The following is an 18,446-nucleotide window of genomic DNA, read 5'->3' as shown; positions in this document are numbered from 1 at the left end:
TTAGTTCTCCAGTGGGTGCAGGATACGATTAACTTTATCAAAAGTTTCCTGATATTCCGCTTCTTCCTTGCTATCGGCCACGATACCGCCGCCGGCTGAGCAATAGAGTTGGCCCTGCGTTGCCGTGACGGTGCGGATAGTAATACTGGTATCCATCTTGCCGCAGAAACTCAGATAACCGATGCTACCGCACCAGGCGTTGCGTCGCTGCGGCTCCAGTTCGTCGATAATTTCCATCGCCCGCACTTTAGGCGCGCCGGTAATGGAGCCGCCGGGGAAAGCCGCGCGCAGCAGGTCGGTAGCATGAAGCGAGTCCGGTAAACGGGCGGTAATGGTGCTAACCAGATGGTGAACGGCAGGAAATGGTTCGACGACGAACAGTTCCGGCACTTTCACTGAACCCGGCACGGCGACCCGGCCAATGTCGTTACGCATCAAATCGACGATCATCAAATTTTCAGCGCGATCTTTCATTGAGTTGGCCAGTTTCTGCGCCTGCTGACGATCCGCCTGCGGATCGTTAAGCCGTGGAAGCGTACCTTTGATCGGGCGCGTCTGAATATGACCATTCTCCAGTTGGATAAAACGCTCGGGAGAAAGGCTCAATATGGCGCCGTCATGTAAACGAAGAAAGGCGCTGAACGGGGCGCGATTTGCGCGGTTAAGGCGTTCGAAAGCCTGCCATTCATCACCCTCGTAGCTCGCCTGAAAACGCTGGGAAAGATTGACCTGATAGCAGTCCCCGCTGTGCAGCCAGGCCTGCACCTGACGAAACTTCTCGCCATACTCGCAACGCGTCATATTGGATTGCCAGGCTGAGGTAAGCCTGAAGGGCGTGCGGGTTGGCGCGCGCTGGCTGGTGAGCCAGCGATATCGGGCGTCTGCATCGTGATGGCTTATCAGCGACACCACCTGTTTTTGGTGATCGACAATCAGCGCCCAGTCGTAAAGGCCAATCGCCATATCGGGTAAAACGATATCGCGCGCGGCAGTATCGGGCAGAATTTCGAAACGCCGCCCTAAATCGTAACCAAACAGACCCAGCGCGCCGCCCTGAAAGGGTAAGTCAGGGTCAGGCTGAGGATGGAAAGGCAGCGCCTCCAGTTGAGTCTGCAAAACGTGTAACGGATCGTCGAGAGTGACGGTAGTCGTGCGCGCAGTACATACCGTGGTTTCCTGCGCGCGCGTGGTCAGTGTGGTGACAGGATCGGCGACCAGAATATCAAAACGGTTATAGGGATGAATAGCATCACCTGAATGCAGCAGCATCGCCCAGGGTAAATGGTTTACGGGCGCAAAATAGTGTTCAGCGGCGTCCGGACGCCAGGGTAAGGTGATAACAGTGGGAGATAACGTCTTCATCATTCCTGACTCGTTACAACACTACTGGCTTACCGCCGGGTAGCGTGAAATAATTAGCGCTAACAATTTAGCAGGAGTTAATCATGTTTGCAGGTTTACCTTCACTCAGTCATGAACAACAGCAAAAAGCCGTAGAACGTATCCAGGAATTGATGTCGCAAGGTATGAGCAGCGGAGAAGCGATTGCCCAGGTGGCGGGCGAGCTTCGCGCCAACCATACCGGCGAACGCATAGTGGCGCGTTTTGAGGATGAAGACGAATAACCGGCTTATACCGCCGCGACAATCTTAATCTCAACTTTATATTTCGGGTTCATCAACCCGGCCTGTACGGTACAGCGTACCGGCGCATGACCTGCGACGACCCACGCATCCCACGCCTTATTCATGGCGGCAAAATCCGCTTTATCGCTCAGGAAAATAGTGGCATCCAGAATACGTGACTTACTGGAGCCCTGTTTTTCCAGCACCGCATCAATTTGCGCCAGAGTATTCGCCGTTTGCTCAAAAGCATCGGCGTCCAGGTTTTCCGGCACGCCGGTATACCACAGCGTATTATTGTAGATCACCACGTCTGACCAACGATCTTCGGCATCAATACGCACGATAGACATTACTAATTCCTCATTTGCTTTCCATTTGAATGGCTCAAGACTGCCACAATGTGGCGCCGCCGTCACCTCTGTAACTGGCGTAAGCCTTTCTACCCTGACATAATCCCCTGTGCAAATTAACAGGGGGCAGTGTGACGGACGATTTTGCAGCAGATGGCCAACTGGCCAAAGCGATAACCGGTTTTAAACCGCGCGAACCACAGCGACAAATGGCGGTTGCCGTAACACAAGCGATTGAAAATGCGCAGCCTCTGGTTGTTGAAGCCGGCACCGGAACCGGGAAGACCTATGCTTACCTCGCTCCGGCGTTGCGCGCCGGGAAAAAAGTCATTATTTCGACCGGGTCGAAAGCGTTGCAGGATCAACTCTACAGCCGCGATCTGCCGACGGTAGCAAAAGCGTTGGCGTTTACCGGTAAGACGGCCCTGTTGAAAGGACGTTCAAACTACCTCTGCCTGGAGCGTCTGGAACAACAAGTGCTGGCGGGCGGCGATTTACCGGTACAAACGTTAAGCGACATGATATTGCTGCGCTCCTGGTCAAATCAGACGCGGGATGGCGATATCAGCACCTGCGTCAGCGTGGCGGAGGATTCCCAAGCCTGGCCGCTGGTCACCAGTACCAACGACAACTGCCTTGGCAGCGATTGCCCGCTCTACAAAGAGTGCTTTGTGGTGAAAGCGCGTAAAAAGGCGATGGACGCGGATGTGGTGATTGTAAACCACCATCTTTTTCTTGCGGATATGGTGGTTAAAGAGAGCGGATTTGGCGAACTTATCCCTCAGGCTGAAGTAATGATCTTCGATGAAGCCCACCAACTGCCTGACATCGCCAGCCAGTATTTCGGACAATCGCTCTCCAGCCGTCAGTTGCTGGATTTAGCAAAAGACATCACCATCGCCTACCGGACGGAACTGAAAGACACTCAACAGTTGCAAAAATGCGCCGATCGCCTTGCCCAGAGCGCCCAGGATTTTCGTCTGCAACTGGGGGAGCCCGGCTACCGGGGAAATTTGCGTGAACTGTTAGCCGACTCGCGTATCCAACGGGCATTTTTACTGCTGGATGATACGCTGGAGCTTTGTTACGACGTGGCGAAACTGTCGCTGGGCCGTTCGGCGCTGCTGGATGCGGCTTTTGAACGCGCCACGCTATACCGTTCACGGCTGAAACGCTTAAAAGAGATCAATCAGCCGGGATACAGCTACTGGTATGAGTGCACCTCGCGCCATTTCACCCTGGCGCTGACGCCGCTCACCGTGGCGGATAAATTCAAAGAGGTGATGGAACAGAAGCCCGGTAGCTGGATTTTTACCTCGGCCACGTTGTCGGTAAATGATGATCTTCACCACTTTACCGCCCGTCTGGGAATTGAACAGGCAGAATCCATGCTGCTGCCCAGCCCATTCGACTATACGCGCCAGGCGTTACTCTGCGTACCGCGTAACCTACCGCAAACCAACCAGCCCGGCGCGGCGCGACAGTTGGCGGCTATGCTCAGGCCGATTATCGAAGCCAATAACGGGCGATGTTTTATGCTGTGCACCTCACACGCCATGATGCGCGAGCTGGCGGAGCAGTTTCGCGCCACCATGACGCTGCCAGTGTTGTTGCAAGGGGAAACCAGTAAAGGCCAACTGTTACAGCAATTTGTTAGCGCCGGCAACGCGCTGCTCGTCGCCACCAGCAGCTTCTGGGAAGGGGTGGACGTGCGCGGCGATACGTTATCGTTGGTGATTATCGACAAATTGCCGTTTACTTCCCCGGACGACCCGCTGTTAAAAGCGCGAATGGAAGACTGTCGTTTGCGCGGCGGCGATCCGTTTGATGAGGTTCAACTGCCCGACGCGGTGATTACGCTGAAGCAGGGAGTAGGGCGGCTGATTCGCGATGCGGACGATCGCGGGGTGTTAGTGATTTGTGATAACCGGCTGGTGATGCGGCCCTATGGCGCCACGTTTCTCGCCAGCCTGCCTCCTGCGCCGCGCACGCGTGATATCGCCCGTGCCGTTCGCTTTCTTGCGATTCCATCCGCCGAGTAATTTGTTACGGAGTATGGTAAGATGCGCGCTATTTTATTGATCTAAGCACGAAACCTCATGCGAATTCTGGCTATCGATACCGCCACAGAGGCCTGTTCTGTCGCCCTGTGGAACAACGGTACTATCAATGCTCACTTTGAGCTTTGTCCACGAGAACACACTCAACGTATCCTGCCCATGGTGCAGGAAATTCTGGTCGCCAGCGGCGCCTCGCTCAATGAGATAGATGCGCTGGCGTTTGGGCGCGGTCCGGGCAGCTTTACCGGCGTGCGTATCGGCATTGGTATTGCGCAAGGGCTGGCGTTAGGGGCAAATCTGCCGATGATCGGTGTTTCGACGCTTGCCACGATGGCGCAGGGCGCGTGGCGTAAAACCGGCGCGACCCGCGTACTCGCTGCGATTGACGCGCGGATGGGCGAAGTGTACTGGGCGGAATACCAGCGTGATGCGCAGGGCGTCTGGCAGGGCGAAGAGACGGAAGCGGTGCTGAAACCGGAACGGGTCGGCGAGCGGTTGAAACAGCTTTCCGGCGAGTGGGCGACCGTAGGAACGGGTTGGTCCGCATGGCCCGATCTGGCGAAGGAGTGCGGCCTGACGCTTCATGATGGGGAGGTGTCGCTCCCGGCAGCGGAAGATATGTTGCCCATCGCCAGTCAAAAGCTGGCGGCAGGAGAGACCGTTGCCGTGGAACATGCCGAGCCGGTTTATTTGCGTAACGAAGTGGCGTGGAAGAAACTTCCCGGCAAAGAATGACTCTCACTACTATTACCCCCCATACTTTATGCTGTGGGGTGGAATAGAGGTCGAGAAAAAGGAGTCGCATCATGGCGGTTCAAAAAAGGTTAATAAAAGGGGCGCTGGCGTGCGCTTTTGCGCTTATGCTGAGCGGTTGCGTGACTATCCCGGATGCCATTAAAGGTTCGAGTCCGACGCCGCAGCAGGATTTGGTGCGGGTGATGAATGCGCCACAGCTCTATATCGGGCAAGAGGCGCGTTTTGGCGGCAAAGTTGTGGCGGTACAAAATCAGCAGGGAAAAACCCGGCTTGAAATCGCTACCGTACCGCTCGACAGCGGCGCGCGTCCTGTTCTGGGCGAAGCCTCGCGCGGCAGAATTTTTGCCGATGTGAACGGTTTTCTGGACCCGGTGGACTTCCGTGGCCAGTTAGTTACCGTTGTTGGCCCGATAACCGGCACGGTTGACGGTAAAATCGGCAATACGCCGTATAAATTTATGCTGATGCAGGCTACCGGCTATAAACGCTGGCATCTTGTTCAGCAGGTCGTCATGCCTCCACAGCCGATCGATCCGTGGTTTTACGGCGGACGCGCCTGGCCTTATGGCTATGGCGGTTGGGGATGGTATAACCCTGGACCCGCAGAGGTTCAGACGATAGTAACAGAGTAACCCTTTGTTTTATCAATAAAAGAAACAGCGGCTGGTCCGCTGTTTCTGCATTCATAGAGACATAATAAAAATAAATAGTGACGCGCTTCGCAACCTTTCAGTTGCGTAATTAATAAACTGGTACGCTGAGTTAATATAATGTTAACGACTTGTTTGTTAACTGGGGTTGTGATGACGACGAACACTCATTTTAGAGGTGATGCATTGAAGAAGGTTTGGCTTAACCGTTATCCTGCTGATGTTCCGGCGGAGATCAACCCTGACCGTTATCAATCCCTGGTTGAACTGTTTGAACATGCGGCGACGCGCTATGCCGATCAGCCTGCGTTCGTCAATATGGGGGAGGTAATGACCTTCCGTAAATTAGAAGAACGTAGTCGGGCATTTGCGGCTTATTTACAACAAGGGCTGGGACTCAAAAAAGGCGACCGTGTGGCGCTGATGATGTCAAACCTGTTGCAGTATCCCGTCGCGCTATTTGGTATTTTACGCGCCGGCATGATTGTGGTGAACGTTAACCCGCTTTACACGCCGCGCGAACTTGAGCATCAGCTTAACGATAGCGGCGCGGCGGCAATCATTATTGTTTCTAACTTTGCCCATACGCTGGAAAAAGTGGTCGAGAAAACGTCGGTACAGCACGTTATTTTGACGCGGATGGGCGACCAGCTTTCTACCGCCAAAGGTACGGTTGTTAACTTTGTCGTGAAATACATCAAGCGTCTGGTGCCAAAATACCACTTGCCAGATGCGATCTCGTTTCGCAGCGCGCTACAGCATGGCTACCGTATGCAGTATGTCAAACCCGAGGTTGTCGCTGAAGATCTGGCTTTCCTGCAATATACCGGCGGTACGACGGGCGTGGCGAAAGGCGCGATGTTGACCCACCGCAATATGCTGGCGAATCTGGAGCAGGTGAAAGCGACCTATGGGCCGCTGCTGCACCCGGGGAAAGAGCTGGTAGTGACCGCGCTGCCGCTGTATCACATTTTTGCCTTAACCATGAACTGTCTGCTTTTTATCGAGCTGGGTGGGCAAAACCTGCTGATTACCAATCCGCGTGATATCCCCGGTCTGGTCAAGGAGCTGGCGAAATATCCATTTACGGCGATGACTGGCGTTAATACGCTATTCAACGCCCTGCTCAATAATAAAGAGTTTCAACAGCTGGATTTTTCTTCGCTGCATCTGTCAGCCGGCGGCGGGATGCCGGTGCAAAACGTCGTTGCAGAACGTTGGGTAAAGCTGACCGGGCAATACCTGCTGGAAGGCTACGGGCTGACCGAGTGCGCCCCTCTGGTGAGCGTCAACCCGCATGATATTGATTATCACAGCGGCAGTATCGGCCTGCCTGTACCGTCAACAGAAGCCAAACTGGTGGATGACGATGACAACGAAGTCGCACCGGGTGAGGCCGGAGAGCTTTGCGTGAAAGGCCCTCAGGTTATGCTGGGATACTGGCAGCGTCCTGACGCGACGGATGAAATCATTAAAGATGGCTGGCTGCATACGGGCGATATTGCGGTTATGGATGAAGACGGCTTTCTGCGGATTGTCGATCGTAAGAAAGATATGATTCTGGTTTCTGGTTTCAACGTTTATCCAAACGAAATTGAAGATGTGGTGATGCAGCATTCTGGCGTGCAGGAAGTCGCGGCGGTTGGCGTGCCTTCCGGTAGTAGCGGCGAAGCGGTGAAGCTTTTTGTGGTTAAGAAAGATCCGGCATTGACTGACGATGCGTTGATCACCTTCTGCCGTCGCCATCTGACCGGATATAAGGTGCCCAAACAGGTAGAGTTTCGCGAGGAATTACCAAAATCTAACGTTGGGAAAATTTTACGACGAGAACTGCGTGACGAAGCCCGTGGCAAAGTAGACAATAAAGCCTGAGCGTTAAGTCAGCTAACGAGAGACGCCGGTTAAGCCGGCGTTTTTTTTGGCGCGAACCAAAGAGAACACGATTTGAATTACCAAATGATTGAAACGGACGATGCGCTGGCGAGCCTGTGTGAAGCTGTCCGCACATGTCCGGCTATTGCTTTAGATACGGAATTTGTCCGTACCCGCACCTATTACCCGCAGTTAGGATTGATCCAGTTATTTGACGGGGCAAATGTCGCCCTGATCGATCCGCTCGGCATCAGCGACTGGTCGCCGTTAAAAGCGGTGCTGCGCGATACGGGAATCACCAAATTTCTGCACGCGGGTAGCGAAGATCTGGAAGTATTTCTGAATGCGTTTGGCGAACTGCCGGAACCCCTGATTGATACGCAAATTCTGGCGGCGTTTTGCGGGCGTCCGCTGTCGTGGGGTTTTGCGTCGATGGTAGAAGAGTATACGGGCGTGGCGCTGGACAAAAGCGAGTCTCGTACCGACTGGTTAGCCCGGCCTTTAAGCGAACGTCAGTGTGAATACGCGGCGGCGGATGTCTGGTATCTGTTACCGATCGCCAAAAAGCTGATGATTGAAACTGAAGCCGCAGGGTGGCTGCCTGCCGCGCTTGATGAATGCCGATTGATGCAGCAGCGTCGTCAGGAGATTCAGGCGCCGGAAGAAGCATGGCGGGATATCACCAATGCCTGGCAACTGCGTACTCGCCAGTTAGCCTGTCTGCAACTTTTAGCTGACTGGCGGCTACGTAAGGCGCGTGAGCGCGATATGGCGGTGAACTTTGTTGTGCGTGAAGAAAACCTGTGGGCGGTCGCGCGTTATATGCCGGGCAGTCTCGGTGAGCTGGATAGCCTGGGGCTTTCCGGCAGCGAGATTCGTTTTCACGGCAAGACGTTGATATCGCTGGTGGCGAAAGCACAGGCGCTACCGGAAGAGGCATTGCCGGAACCCCTGTTGAATCTGATGGACATGCCGGGCTATCGCAAAGCGTTTAAGGCCATCAAAGCGCTGGTGGCGGAGGTGAGCGCGTCGCATCACGTCAGCGGCGAGCTACTGGCATCGCGTCGGCAGATTAATCAGTTGCTTAACTGGCACTGGAAATTAAAACCGCAAAATGGGCAACCGGAATTGATTTCCGGCTGGCGCGCCGAACTGATGGCGGAGAAGTTAACTCTTCTGTTGCAGGAGTATCCGCGTTAACGACGGTAATTGCCGGGAAAACGGCCAGTGAAATAAATGTCCGTATTCGGAATAATGTAAAAAAATAAAAAAGGCAGATTCTTCTGCCTTTTTTAATCCAGGAATTTTCCCATAAAAGAGCTTATTTTGACTCTTCGGCTTCCGGCAGCGTTACGTTAAGTTCAAGGATGGAGATATCACCATCTTTTTGCTCAAGCTGGACGGTAACCATTTCCGGATCGATTTGTACGTATTTACAAATGACCTCAAGAATATCTTTACGTAACTGCGGTAAATAATGCGGTTCGGCATCACTACGGCGACGTTCCGCGACAATGATTTGCAACCGCTCTTTTGCAATATTAGCGGTACTCTTTTTCCGCGAGAGAAAAAAATCCAGTAATGCCATAATTTATCCTCCGAACAGGCGTTTGAGGAAACCTTTCTTCTCTTCTTCAATGAAGCGGAAAGGACGTTCTTCTCCCAACAGACGATCTACGGTATCTGCATAGGCTTTACCCGCATCCGCAGTGGCGTCAAGAATCACCGGTTCGCCCTGGTTCGATGCGCGCAGTACGGATTGATCTTCCGGGATCACCCCGACGAGTTTAATACGCAGAATCTCCAGTACATCTTCCATGCTGAGCATGTCGCCTTTATTGACGCGGCCTGGATTGTAGCGCGTCAACAGGAGATGTTCTTTAATCGGTTCTTCGCCATTTTCTGCGCGACGAGATTTCGATGCCAGAATACCCAGAATACGGTCCGAGTCACGGACAGAAGAGACTTCCGGGTTAGTCGTGATGATCGCTTCATCGGCAAAATAGAGCGCCATCAGCGCCCCGGTTTCGATGCCCGCCGGCGAGTCGCAAACGATGAACTCAAAGTCCATCGCTTTCAGTGAGTCCAGTACCTTAGCGACGCCTTCGCGCGTTAGCGCGTCTTTATCCCGGGTCTGCGACGCCGGAAGAATGAAGAGATTTTCAGTACGCTTATCTTTGATCAGCGCCTGATTCAGTGTCGCATCGCCCTGAATGACGTTTACAAAATCGTAAACGACACGACGTTCGCACCCCATAATCAGATCGAGGTTACGCAGTCCGATATCAAAATCAATGACGACAGTTTTCTTTCCCTTCTGGGCCAAACCTGTAGCGATGGCCGCGCTGGAGGTGGTCTTGCCAACGCCCCCTTTACCCGAAGTAACAACAATAATGCGTGCCATAAAAATTCCTTGTTAAAAAGGGATCAATTCAACGGTTGAACTGTCAAAGCGTTGTCTGCTAAACGCAGGCGCGCCGCTTTGCCATAAAATTCTGCCGGGATTTTATCACTCAGCCAGTAAACACCTGCGATAGAGACCAGTTCTGCCGTCAGATGGGTACAAAAAATTTGCGCTTCCCGATCGCCGCTCGCCCCTGCCAGCGCGCGACCTCTCATCATGCCATAGACATGGATATTGCCGTCAGCGATAAGCTCTGCGCCAGCGCTGACGTGACTTGTAACAATCAGATCACATTGTGGAGCATAAATGCGCTGACCGGAACGAACCGGAACATCAATTAATCGCGTTTTTGTGATGGGATTAGCGTTTTGCGGCGGTTCGCTGGGCGTTGCCGGCTCAACGGGCGCAGGCCGAACCGCTTTCTCTTTACCTTCAGTCAGTAAAGGAAGACCCATCCGATCGATTTCTACTTTCAGGCTGGCGTCTTTACAGCCGCTCACGCCGATAATGCGTAAGCCGGTTGAGGTCACGATCTTATGCAGTTCCGGCCAGTTTACCGGGCTTTCAAGACCGCTAACGTTAATAACGACAGGGGCGTGTTTTAAAAACGCAGGAGCCTGCGCTATTTTGTCTTCTAACGCCTGACGAATAACCTCTGGTTCCGCTTCATGCAAATGAACCACTGATAAGGTGAAGCTACTGCCTTTAAGCTCGATTGGCGTGTTTGACATCCTGGCCTTACTCAATTTGCTATTTATCATCTCCGATACGGAGTGATATTCCGAAGTCCAGAAGGCATGTTATAGTCAGTATTATATTGAGGCAAGTCACCATCCCGTTAATTCAGAGTAAAAGTATGTTTTGTGTGATCTATAGAAGTAGCAAGCGCGATCAAACCTATTTGTATGTCGAAAAAAAAGACGATTTTTCGCAGGTGCCTGAAGCGTTGATGAAAGGATTCGGTCAGCCGCAGTTAGCGATGATGCTGCCGCTTGATGGACGTAAAAAATTAGTCAATGCCGAGCTCGAAAAAGTAAAACAGGCGTTAAGCGAGCAGGGCTATTATTTACAATTGCCGCCGCCGCCGGAAGATTTGCTGAAACAACATCTTTCTTCGGTGGGACAAAATACGTCGCCCGCTGACCGTTAAACGGTATTCGGCGCCGCGCCTGAATTCCATCATGATCTTAGGGGAAAATATGTATCAACATCGTAACTGGCAAGGTGCCTTGCTTGATTACCCGGTAAGTAAAGTGGTCTGCGTGGGCAGTAATTACGCAAATCACATCAAGGAGATGGGCAGCGCGACGCCGGAAGAACCCGTGCTTTTTATCAAGCCGGAAACCGCATTGTGTGATATTCGCCAGCCGCTGGCGATTCCGGCGGATATGGGCGCTGTTCATCATGAAGTTGAGCTTGCCGTGCTGATTGGCGCAACGCTCCGCCAGGCGACCGAAGATCATGTACGTAAAGCGATAGCCGGTTATGGCGTGGCGCTTGATTTAACCCTGCGCGATATTCAAGGGAAAATGAAAAAGGCCGGACAGCCCTGGGAAAAAGCCAAAGGTTTTGATAACGCATGTCCGATTTCAGGCTTCATCCCTGTCGCGGCCTTCTGCGGCGATCCGCAAAATACGGTTATCGGACTTAACGTTAATGGCGAGGTTCGCCAGCAAGGGTCGACCGCGGATATGATTCATCCTATTGTGCCCCTTATCGCCTATATGAGCCGCTATTTTACGCTCAAAGCCGGGGACGTGGTGCTAACCGGCACGCCGGCAGGCGTGGGGCCATTATTAAGCGGCGATGAGCTGGACATTCGTTTTAATGGCGAAACGTTGTCTACCCGCGTTCTGTAAAATCTGCTTGCCGCCTTCAGCGGCGGTAAAACTTGCATCTGCAGGCCAGACTGGTTATAAGGCGCAGCTTTAGTGCAATGGCGGATACTTTAATGAGCGATACACCTTTCTGGCAACGTAAAACCCTGGATGAAATGACCGATGCCGAGTGGGAGTCGCTGTGCGATGGCTGTGGTCAATGCTGCCTGCATAAGCTGATGGATGAAGATACAGATGAAATCTACTTCACCAACGTGGCGTGCAGGCAATTAAATATCAAAACGTGCCAGTGCCGTCATTATGAACGCCGTTTTGAATTTGAACCCGACTGTATCAAACTCACTCGCGAAAACTTGCCAGACTTTGAATGGTTGCCGATGACCTGCGCCTACCGTTTGTTGGCGGAAGGTAAGCCCTTGCCGACGTGGCATCCGCTGCTGACTGGATCGAAAGCCGCTATGCATGGCGAGCGAATTTCTGTCCGTCATATCGCGGTTAAAGAATCTGAAGTACGGGACTGGCAGGATCATATTTTAAATAAACCGTCGTGGGCAGAATAAGTCTTCGGCAAAACGGCTGATTGTTTACAATTCTTTAATTTACGCCGGGCGACCCCTGCAACCAGGAATTGCGTGCAAATTCCGTCACCTGGCGTTATCACCGCCTTCTCTTCTTCCCTGACGCGCCTTGTCGCTGCGCTCGCGCACGTATGGCGGCGACTCTATACTTTCAAAGCAGTATATCGCTGCCTATCCTGAGGAGTTACCCCATGAATAACCAACCGTTGCGCGTTTCAAAGGATCAGCCCAGGAAGCCTGATAAGACACCCGAAGACGAAGGAAAAAATCCAAAGAAAAACCAAAAGTAGTGCTGTAGGGTATCTTTAATAACTATGGTTCGTTGGAGGCTTTATGTCTGAACGTCCTGATTTAGTCGATCCATTACCAGAGGATGAGCCGCTTCCTGGTGAAAATATTCCGGATACGCCAGAGGGAGACGATCCTCTCGACCCGGATACCCAGAATGAGGTTGAAGATCCTCGTAGATAGCGTCTTGTGCTATTAACCAACCGCCTGATGCACCGTCTGTGCCAGGCGGTTTTTTTGCATCTTTCAAAGTGAAACATCCTGATAACTCTCAGAAAGATAGCCTATAATTTTTTGTACGTTAAAATAGTAGCGCGTCCATGACGACACTGTCTTATTGCGCTTAGCCGTTTGCGAGTTCAAAGGAGGAAATCAATGAACAGCGAAGAGTTGACACATAAAGCGGAAGAGGAAATCGCGGCACTCATTAGCAAAAAGGTCGCCGAACTACGGAAGAAAACCGGGCAAGAGGTTTCCGAAATAGAGTTCGTGCCGCGAGAAACGATGAAAGGGCTTGAGGGATACCACGTTAAAATTAAACTACTCTAGCGTTTAATTAGCGCCATTAATCACCTGGCTACTGGGCGGGACGCCGCCCAGTGGTGACTGGTTTACCGATGTCAGGCTTTTTTCTGTTGATACATTTCCTCGCCCTGATGGTCTTCCTCTACCCAAAAATGGATGTTGAACCGCGCATCATCGCTCAGCTCTACCCGATGCCAGTATTGCGGCGGACTGGTGGCGAATTGCCCGGCATTAATTACCACTTTCACTTCTGGTTCTGTCGCGGTTTCATTCGCAAAGCCATAGTAGGTCACGGTGCCTTCCATCACGCAGAGTTGTCCGAAAACGCCTGCCGCTGTGTTGTGATGAGAGAGCAGTGCCGCCGGAACATTTTCTTTGGTGAAAAAGGGGGTAGAGCGTTTAACTTTCCAGTTTGCCGGGATGCGTAAGTGGGACATAAGACATCTCCCTGATGTGGTGATTAAAAGATGTATTTAATATACACCTTTTAATCACTGGCAAACAACGCTTCGGGCAAAAAAAACGCTCCCGAAGGAGCGTGTGTATCAACGACCGAACAGGTCGCGTTTTTTAGGCTTAAATGCCTGGGCTATGACGACGGCTATCGCCACTACAAGATAAGCGGCAAAGATCCCCAACAGCCATTGCGGCATCTCCAGCGTTAAAAACGACCACTGGCGCTCGGCGCAATCACCGGATGCCACAAACACCTGCGGTAGCCATTTACCCAACGGCAACCAGTCTGGAAAGCGCGCCATAAAGTCACAGGTCATGAACGGCGAGGGATGCAACTGAATCATCGTATGTTCATACGCCAGTTGTAGACCCCGCCAGGCGCTGTAAATCCAGATAACCATTGCCACGTATCGCAGCGGCGTTTTCGGCGCTATTGCGCCGACCAGACCCGCGCCCATCACGCCAAACAGGGCGCAACGTTCGTAAATACATAGCACGCAAGGTTTAAGTAACATGACGTGCTGGAACCACAGCGCCACCATTTCCAGCGCCAGGGCGGTAAACGCCATCAGTAACCATGCGCCCCGACCCCGTGAGCACTGGTTTAAAAATCGCAACATAATAATTTCCCTGCAACATGCGTAGAGACCGCAGTGTAAACCAATTCAATTCGTGCGCCACTAGCGGGAAATGAAATAATGTGTAATTGGATAATTATCAGGCAAAAATCGGAGCCGGGCGGTGTATTGCCCGGCCAAACGTTACGAAAGCGTTGCTAACCATCCTGCCTGAGTCATCCATTCGGTGGCCGGCGCAAGAGCGAATTCGACGCACAGTAGCCCTATCAGGGTCAGTACGATAGTGTACGGTAACGCCATCCAGACCATACGGCCATAGGAGAGACGGATTAACGGCGCCAGCGCGGAGGTCAGCAGGAATAAGAATGCCGCCTGACCATTTGGCGTCGCTACCGATGGCAGGTTAGTACCGGTATTGATGGCCACAGCTAACAGCTCAAACTGTTTTAAGCTGATAGCGCCGTTTTCCATTGCCGCCTTCGCTTCGTTGATATAAATGGTGCCGACAAAGACGTTATCTGAGATGGAGGACAACAGGCCGTTAAAGAGATAGAACAGCGTTAGCTGCGCGTGTTCAGAGGCTTGCAAGACGAACTGAATAATCGGCGCGAAAAGATGTTGATCGATAATAACCGCCACAATGGAGAAGAAAACGGTTAACAGCGCAGTAAACGGCAGCGACTCGGTAAACGCTTTGCCGATGGCGTGTTCATCGGTGACACCCGTTAACGCGGTGGCCAGAATAATGACCGACAGACCAATCAGTCCCACCTCCGCGAGATGGAGGGCGAGGGCGGTAACCAGCCAGACGCCAATAACCGCCTGGACTATTAGTTTAATTTTATCCTGGCGGGTGCGCTTCTTACGGCTTTGATCGTCGAATTGCTGCAAGACGTCGCGGACTTTTTCGGGCAACGTTTCGCCATAGCCAAACCAGCGCATTTTCTCGACCAGCATACAGGTTAACAGTCCACATACCAGTACCGGGACGGTGACAGGCGACATCCGCAAAAAGAAGTCGCCGAAATGCCAGCCAGCCGCTTTAGCGATGATCAGGTTTTGCGGCTCCCCGACCATGGTCATGACGCCGCCCAGCGCCGTCCCCACGCCTGCATGCATCATCAGACTACGCAAGAATCCGCGGAATTGCTCCAGCACCGTTTTGTAATGCGGATCGATATGGCTGTCGTCCAGCATATCGTTCTCTTCGCCGCGCGATGAGGCCACACGATGGTAAATCCCGTAAAAACCGACGGCGACGCTGATCACCACCGCAACGACGGTAAGCGCGTCAAGGAAAGCCGACAAGAACGCGGCGGCGACGCAAAAGGCCAGCGACAGAACCATCTTCGAGCGGATACTGAGTAACAGACGGGTAAAAATAAACAGCAATAACTGCTTCATAAAGTAGATGCCTGCCACCATAAACATCAGCAGCAGCAAGACTTCCAGGTTGGCGGCAACCTCTTCACGTACATGGGCGGCGCTGGTCATGCCGATGATAACGGCTTCAATGGCCAGTAACCCGCCGGGCAGCAGGGGGTAACACTTTAACGCCATCGCCAGAGTGAAGATAAACTCTGCCACCAGCAGCCAACCAGCAACAAAGGGATTAGCTAAGAAAATGAATGGGTTAACAATTAAAAAGACAAGTAGTGCCAGTTTGTACCAGTCGGGCGACTGGCCTAAAAAGTTGCGCCACATGGCGCGACCCCATGAGATCTCCATGAAATTTTTCCTTACCTAGAAAAATGAAATAGCGTTTTTATGTTTAAACACAGAGAGTAGCGAGCGCGACGAATGCAAGCAAGTCCTTAACGATATTGGCAGGCGATATCAGAAATGGTGCCTTGATCCCCTTTTTCTTCATTGCGTCCGCTATCAGGTGTTACGCCCGTCTGGTATGATGAGTACAACTATGTTTTGCTGTGTAATGGAAATCTCACTATGGTCATTAAGGCGCAGAGCCCGGCGGGTTTCGCGGAAGAGTATATTATTGAAAGTATCTGGAATAACCGCTTTCCTCCTGGCACGATCTTACCGGCAGAACGAGAACTCTCCGAACTGATCGGCGTGACGCGCACGACATTACGCGAGGTGTTACAGCGGCTGGCGCGAGATGGCTGGCTGACCATTCAGCATGGCAAACCGACAAAGGTTAATAATTTTTGGGAAACGTCAGGGCTGAATATCCTTGAAACGCTGGCCCGCCTTGATCATGAAAGCGTTCCGCAACTGATCGACAATTTGTTGTCGGTGCGTACCAATATTTCTACTATCTTTATTCGTACCGCATTGCGTCAACACCCGGATAAGGCGCAGGAAGTGCTGGCCACTGCCCACGAAGTGGCCGACCATGCCGATGCATTCGCCGATCTGGACTATAACATCTTTCGTGGTCTGGCATTTGCCTCCGGCAATCCTATTTACGGCTTGATCCTGAACGGCATGAAAGGGTTATACACCCGCATTGGTCGCCACTATTTCGCCAATCCGGAAGCGCGCAGTCTGGCACTGGGTTTCTATCATAAATTATCGTCGTTATGCGAGCAGGGCGCGCACGACCAGGTGTATGAAACGGTGCGGCGTTATGGGCATGACAGCGGCGAGATTTGGCATCGGATGCAGAAAAATCTGCCCGGCGATTTAGCGATTCAGGGACGATAATCCCGCGATGCCCGGTAGACGCAAACACTACCGGGCAGCATCTCGATTACAGCGTGTTCATGCGCGGCGGACAACGCTCCAGCAGTTCTACGCTGCCATCCTCATTTTGTTGCTCCAGCATCACATCAAAGCCCCATAACCGATGCACATGTTTCAGCACCTCTTTGCGGCCTTTATCCAGCGGCGCGCGGTTATGCGGGATATAACGCAACGTCAGCGATCTGTCGCCGCGTAAATCCACATTCCAGACCTGAATATTCGGCTCCAGGTTGCTCAGGTTATACTGTGACGACAGTTTTGATCGAATCTCCCGATAACCTTCTTCGTTATGAATGGCGGAGATCTCCAGATAATTATGCCTGTCATCATCAAGTACCGTGAAGAAACGGAAATCACGCATCACTTTTGGCGACAGGAACTGACTGATAAAGCTTTCATCTTTAAAATCGCGCATGGCGAAGTGCAGCGTTTCCAGCCAGTCGGAACCGGCAATATCCGGAAACCAGTATTTATCTTCATCCGTGGGCGACTGACAAATACGTTTGATATCCTGGAACATGGCAAAGCCGAGCGCATAGGGGTTAATTCCGCTATACCAGGGGCTATTATAGGGCGGCTGAAATACGACATTGGTATGGCTGTGTAAAAACTCCAGCATAAAGCGTTCCGTCACTTTGCCTTCATCATACAGATGGTTCAGGATGGTGTAGTGCCAGAAGGTCGCCCAGCCCTCGTTCATGACCTGCGTCTGTTTCTGCGGATAAAAATACTGGCTGACTTTACGCACGATGCGCAGAATTTCGCGCTGCCACGGCTCGAGCAACGGGGCGTTTTTCTCCATAAAATAGAGCAGGTTTTCCTGCGGTTCAGCAGGAAAGCGGCGTGCTTCGGCGACAGTTTTTTCTTCCTCGCGTTTTGGCAGCGTGCGCCACAGCATATTCACCTGGCTTTGTAGATACTCTTCCCGGCTTTTTTGTCGCGCTTTCTCTTCCTGCAACGAGATTTTCTGCGGGCGCTTATAGCGATCGACGCCGTAATTCATCAGCGCGTGGCAGGAGTCGAGCAGTTTTTCTACTTCATCCACTCCGTAGCGTTCTTCACAGCGGGTAATGTAATTCCGGGCGAAAATCAGGTAATCGACGATAGAGCTGGCATCCGTCCAGCTCCGGAAGAGATAATTATTTTTAAAAAAGGAGTTGTGGCCGTAACAGGCGTGCGCCATGACCAGCGCCTGCATGGTGATGGTGTTCTCTTCCATCAGGTAGGCAATGCAGGGATTAGAGTTGATCACAATTTCATAAGCCAGTCCTTGTTGACCATGCTTATACAGACGTTCCGTCTCAATGAACTTTTTGCCAAACGACCAGTGCGGATAGTTGATCGGCATCCCGACGCTGGAGTAGGCGTCCATCATCTGTTCGGAAGTGATGACTTCAATTTGGTGCGGGTAAGTATCCAGTTGGTAGAGTTTCGCCACGCGGTCTATCTCTGCCAGATAGACATCCAGCAGATCAAATGTCCAGTCGGGGCCATCGCTCAAACGTGTGGTGTCCTTGTTCATGGAATCAATCGTTGCCATTCGCGCACCCTCATTGTTGGCGACGCTCTCTGTATGGAGCGCCTCCTTTCAAGCATAGAACACCATGTTAAAAAACGACTTGATCGTGAAAACTTTTCTTTGCGATTTCCTCCACTCTGAACGGCAAAAAAACGGGTATTGGCATCATTTTATGCTGTATAGCCATGCCGCGTAGCAGGAGATCCCAAACCAGTGGGATCGCTTGTCTTTAGGGTATATG

At 52.1% G+C, this 18,446-nt stretch carries 21 protein-coding genes; 12 read left to right on the top strand and 9 right to left on the bottom strand.

Annotated features, from left to right (window positions below):
* On the bottom strand, positions 1–1,365 hold the full coding sequence (pabB, locus tag J4685_RS02950; protein WP_000978469.1) for an aminodeoxychorismate synthase component 1: 1,365 nt from the start codon (positions 1,363–1,365) through the stop codon (positions 1–3).
* An 80-nt stretch (positions 1,366–1,445) separates the two neighbouring features.
* Here pabB and J4685_RS02945 point away from each other — a divergent pair, with 80 nt between their 5' ends.
* The gene (locus J4685_RS02945) at positions 1,446–1,625 is read left to right on the top strand and encodes a YoaH family protein (RefSeq protein WP_000457328.1); all 180 of its coding nucleotides are present in this window, start codon (positions 1,446–1,448) and stop codon (positions 1,623–1,625) included.
* Positions 1,626–1,630: 5 nt separating this feature from the next.
* On the opposite strand, the gene J4685_RS02940 is transcribed toward J4685_RS02945, so the two are convergent.
* Complete coding sequence (locus tag J4685_RS02940) at positions 1,631–1,975, bottom strand: RidA family protein (protein ID WP_000029550.1); 345 nt, start codon at positions 1,973–1,975, stop codon at positions 1,631–1,633.
* Positions 1,976–2,106: 131 nt separating this feature from the next.
* Here J4685_RS02940 and J4685_RS02935 point away from each other — a divergent pair, with 131 nt between their 5' ends.
* From J4685_RS02935 to rnd, 5 genes are all read left to right on the top strand, one after another.
* Positions 2,107–4,017, top strand: coding sequence for an ATP-dependent DNA helicase (locus J4685_RS02935; protein ID WP_000128812.1), 1,911 nt, complete (start codon positions 2,107–2,109; stop codon positions 4,015–4,017).
* A gap of 57 nt (positions 4,018–4,074) precedes the next feature.
* A complete protein-coding gene (gene tsaB / locus J4685_RS02930; protein ID WP_001221018.1) occupies positions 4,075–4,770 on the top strand; it encodes a tRNA (adenosine(37)-N6)-threonylcarbamoyltransferase complex dimerization subunit type 1 TsaB in 696 nt (231 codons plus the stop codon).
* A 71-nt stretch (positions 4,771–4,841) separates the two neighbouring features.
* On the top strand, positions 4,842–5,423 hold the full coding sequence (locus J4685_RS02925; RefSeq protein WP_000290594.1) for a Slp family lipoprotein: 582 nt from the start codon (positions 4,842–4,844) through the stop codon (positions 5,421–5,423).
* A 204-nt stretch (positions 5,424–5,627) separates the two neighbouring features.
* Entirely contained in the window at positions 5,628–7,313 is a 1,686-nt protein-coding gene (gene fadD, locus J4685_RS02920; protein WP_000758419.1) for a long-chain-fatty-acid--CoA ligase FadD, read from the top strand.
* Between the two features lie 72 nt (positions 7,314–7,385).
* A complete protein-coding gene (gene rnd / locus J4685_RS02915; RefSeq protein WP_001109135.1) occupies positions 7,386–8,513 on the top strand; it encodes a ribonuclease D in 1,128 nt (375 codons plus the stop codon).
* A 121-nt stretch (positions 8,514–8,634) separates the two neighbouring features.
* On the opposite strand, the gene minE is transcribed toward rnd, so the two are convergent.
* From minE to minC, 3 genes are read right to left on the bottom strand one after another with little or no spacing between them, the layout of a single operon-like run.
* Complete coding sequence (minE, locus tag J4685_RS02910; RefSeq protein ID WP_001185666.1) at positions 8,635–8,901, bottom strand: cell division topological specificity factor MinE; 267 nt, start codon at positions 8,899–8,901, stop codon at positions 8,635–8,637.
* 3 nt (positions 8,902–8,904) lie between these two features.
* A complete protein-coding gene (gene minD, locus J4685_RS02905; RefSeq protein WP_000101047.1) occupies positions 8,905–9,717 on the bottom strand; it encodes a septum site-determining protein MinD in 813 nt (270 codons plus the stop codon).
* A gap of 23 nt (positions 9,718–9,740) precedes the next feature.
* Entirely contained in the window at positions 9,741–10,448 is a 708-nt protein-coding gene (minC, locus tag J4685_RS02900) for a septum site-determining protein MinC (RefSeq protein ID WP_000072527.1), read from the bottom strand.
* Positions 10,449–10,573: 125 nt separating this feature from the next.
* Here minC and J4685_RS02895 point away from each other — a divergent pair, with 125 nt between their 5' ends.
* The 5 genes from J4685_RS02895 to J4685_RS02875 all read left to right on the top strand — a co-directional run bounded on the left by J4685_RS02895 (position 10,574) and on the right by J4685_RS02875 (position 12,970).
* Positions 10,574–10,867: a YcgL domain-containing protein gene (locus J4685_RS02895; RefSeq protein ID WP_016504813.1), complete on the top strand. Its 294-nt coding sequence runs from the start codon at positions 10,574–10,576 to the stop codon at positions 10,865–10,867.
* A 49-nt stretch (positions 10,868–10,916) separates the two neighbouring features.
* The gene (locus tag J4685_RS02890) at positions 10,917–11,576 is read left to right on the top strand and encodes a fumarylacetoacetate hydrolase family protein (RefSeq protein ID WP_001519895.1); all 660 of its coding nucleotides are present in this window, start codon (positions 10,917–10,919) and stop codon (positions 11,574–11,576) included.
* A 92-nt stretch (positions 11,577–11,668) separates the two neighbouring features.
* Positions 11,669–12,115, top strand: coding sequence for a YcgN family cysteine cluster protein (locus J4685_RS02885; RefSeq protein ID WP_001285703.1), 447 nt, complete (start codon positions 11,669–11,671; stop codon positions 12,113–12,115).
* A 351-nt stretch (positions 12,116–12,466) separates the two neighbouring features.
* On the top strand, positions 12,467–12,604 hold the full coding sequence (locus J4685_RS02880; RefSeq protein WP_001519337.1) for a hypothetical protein: 138 nt from the start codon (positions 12,467–12,469) through the stop codon (positions 12,602–12,604).
* Between the two features lie 192 nt (positions 12,605–12,796).
* Positions 12,797–12,970, top strand: a complete 174-nt coding sequence (locus J4685_RS02875; protein WP_001083583.1) for a GnsA/GnsB family addiction module toxin — start codon at positions 12,797–12,799, stop codon at positions 12,968–12,970.
* A gap of 71 nt (positions 12,971–13,041) precedes the next feature.
* On the opposite strand, the gene J4685_RS02870 is transcribed toward J4685_RS02875, so the two are convergent.
* From J4685_RS02870 to nhaB, 3 genes are all read right to left on the bottom strand, one after another.
* The gene (locus tag J4685_RS02870; RefSeq protein ID WP_000018967.1) at positions 13,042–13,383 is read right to left on the bottom strand and encodes a DUF1971 domain-containing protein; all 342 of its coding nucleotides are present in this window, start codon (positions 13,381–13,383) and stop codon (positions 13,042–13,044) included.
* A gap of 108 nt (positions 13,384–13,491) precedes the next feature.
* Positions 13,492–14,022, bottom strand: a complete 531-nt coding sequence (gene dsbB, locus J4685_RS02865) for a disulfide bond formation protein DsbB (RefSeq protein ID WP_000943475.1) — start codon at positions 14,020–14,022, stop codon at positions 13,492–13,494.
* Between the two features lie 141 nt (positions 14,023–14,163).
* On the bottom strand, positions 14,164–15,708 hold the full coding sequence (gene nhaB / locus J4685_RS02860) for a Na(+)/H(+) antiporter NhaB (protein ID WP_000406445.1): 1,545 nt from the start codon (positions 15,706–15,708) through the stop codon (positions 14,164–14,166).
* Positions 15,709–15,927: 219 nt separating this feature from the next.
* Here nhaB and fadR point away from each other — a divergent pair, with 219 nt between their 5' ends.
* On the top strand, positions 15,928–16,647 hold the full coding sequence (gene fadR, locus J4685_RS02855; RefSeq protein ID WP_000234826.1) for a fatty acid metabolism transcriptional regulator FadR: 720 nt from the start codon (positions 15,928–15,930) through the stop codon (positions 16,645–16,647).
* Between the two features lie 46 nt (positions 16,648–16,693).
* Here fadR and J4685_RS02850 read toward each other — a convergent pair whose 3' ends face one another.
* The gene (locus J4685_RS02850; protein WP_000190832.1) at positions 16,694–18,226 is read right to left on the bottom strand and encodes a SpoVR family protein; all 1,533 of its coding nucleotides are present in this window, start codon (positions 18,224–18,226) and stop codon (positions 16,694–16,696) included.
* Between the last annotated feature and the right edge of the window lie 220 nt (positions 18,227–18,446).

It is taken from the genome of Salmonella sp. 32100201201700099SM (genome assembly GCF_017572645.1).
Lineage (GTDB): Bacteria > Pseudomonadota > Gammaproteobacteria > Enterobacterales > Enterobacteriaceae > Salmonella > Salmonella enterica.
This window is presented reverse-complemented; position numbering and strand designations above follow the sequence as displayed.

Excerpts from the sequence above, each read along its gene's own strand:
- J4685_RS02885 (WP_001285703.1), top strand. The coding sequence starts at position 11,669 with ATGAGCGATACACCTTTCTGGCAACGTAAAACCCTGGATGAAATGACC.
- J4685_RS02890 (WP_001519895.1), top strand. The coding sequence starts at position 10,917 with ATGTATCAACATCGTAACTGGCAAGGTGCCTTGCTTGATTACCCGGTA.
- J4685_RS02940 (WP_000029550.1), bottom strand. The coding sequence starts at position 1,975 with ATGTCTATCGTGCGTATTGATGCCGAAGATCGTTGGTCAGACGTGGTG.
- pabB (WP_000978469.1), bottom strand. The coding sequence starts at position 1,365 with ATGATGAAGACGTTATCTCCCACTGTTATCACCTTACCCTGGCGTCCG.
- minC (WP_000072527.1), bottom strand. The coding sequence starts at position 10,448 with ATGTCAAACACGCCAATCGAGCTTAAAGGCAGTAGCTTCACCTTATCA.
- minE (WP_001185666.1), bottom strand. The coding sequence starts at position 8,901 with ATGGCATTACTGGATTTTTTTCTCTCGCGGAAAAAGAGTACCGCTAAT.
- minD (WP_000101047.1), bottom strand. The coding sequence starts at position 9,717 with ATGGCACGCATTATTGTTGTTACTTCGGGTAAAGGGGGCGTTGGCAAG.
- J4685_RS02895 (WP_016504813.1), top strand. The coding sequence starts at position 10,574 with ATGTTTTGTGTGATCTATAGAAGTAGCAAGCGCGATCAAACCTATTTG.
- J4685_RS02875 (WP_001083583.1), top strand. The coding sequence starts at position 12,797 with ATGAACAGCGAAGAGTTGACACATAAAGCGGAAGAGGAAATCGCGGCA.
- J4685_RS02880 (WP_001519337.1), top strand. The coding sequence starts at position 12,467 with ATGTCTGAACGTCCTGATTTAGTCGATCCATTACCAGAGGATGAGCCG.
- nhaB (WP_000406445.1), bottom strand. The coding sequence starts at position 15,708 with ATGGAGATCTCATGGGGTCGCGCCATGTGGCGCAACTTTTTAGGCCAG.
- dsbB (WP_000943475.1), bottom strand. The coding sequence starts at position 14,022 with ATGTTGCGATTTTTAAACCAGTGCTCACGGGGTCGGGGCGCATGGTTA.
- J4685_RS02945 (WP_000457328.1), top strand. The coding sequence starts at position 1,446 with ATGTTTGCAGGTTTACCTTCACTCAGTCATGAACAACAGCAAAAAGCC.
- J4685_RS02925 (WP_000290594.1), top strand. The coding sequence starts at position 4,842 with ATGGCGGTTCAAAAAAGGTTAATAAAAGGGGCGCTGGCGTGCGCTTTT.
- fadR (WP_000234826.1), top strand. The coding sequence starts at position 15,928 with ATGGTCATTAAGGCGCAGAGCCCGGCGGGTTTCGCGGAAGAGTATATT.
- J4685_RS02850 (WP_000190832.1), bottom strand. The coding sequence starts at position 18,226 with ATGGCAACGATTGATTCCATGAACAAGGACACCACACGTTTGAGCGAT.
- J4685_RS02870 (WP_000018967.1), bottom strand. The coding sequence starts at position 13,383 with ATGTCCCACTTACGCATCCCGGCAAACTGGAAAGTTAAACGCTCTACC.
- tsaB (WP_001221018.1), top strand. The coding sequence starts at position 4,075 with ATGCGAATTCTGGCTATCGATACCGCCACAGAGGCCTGTTCTGTCGCC.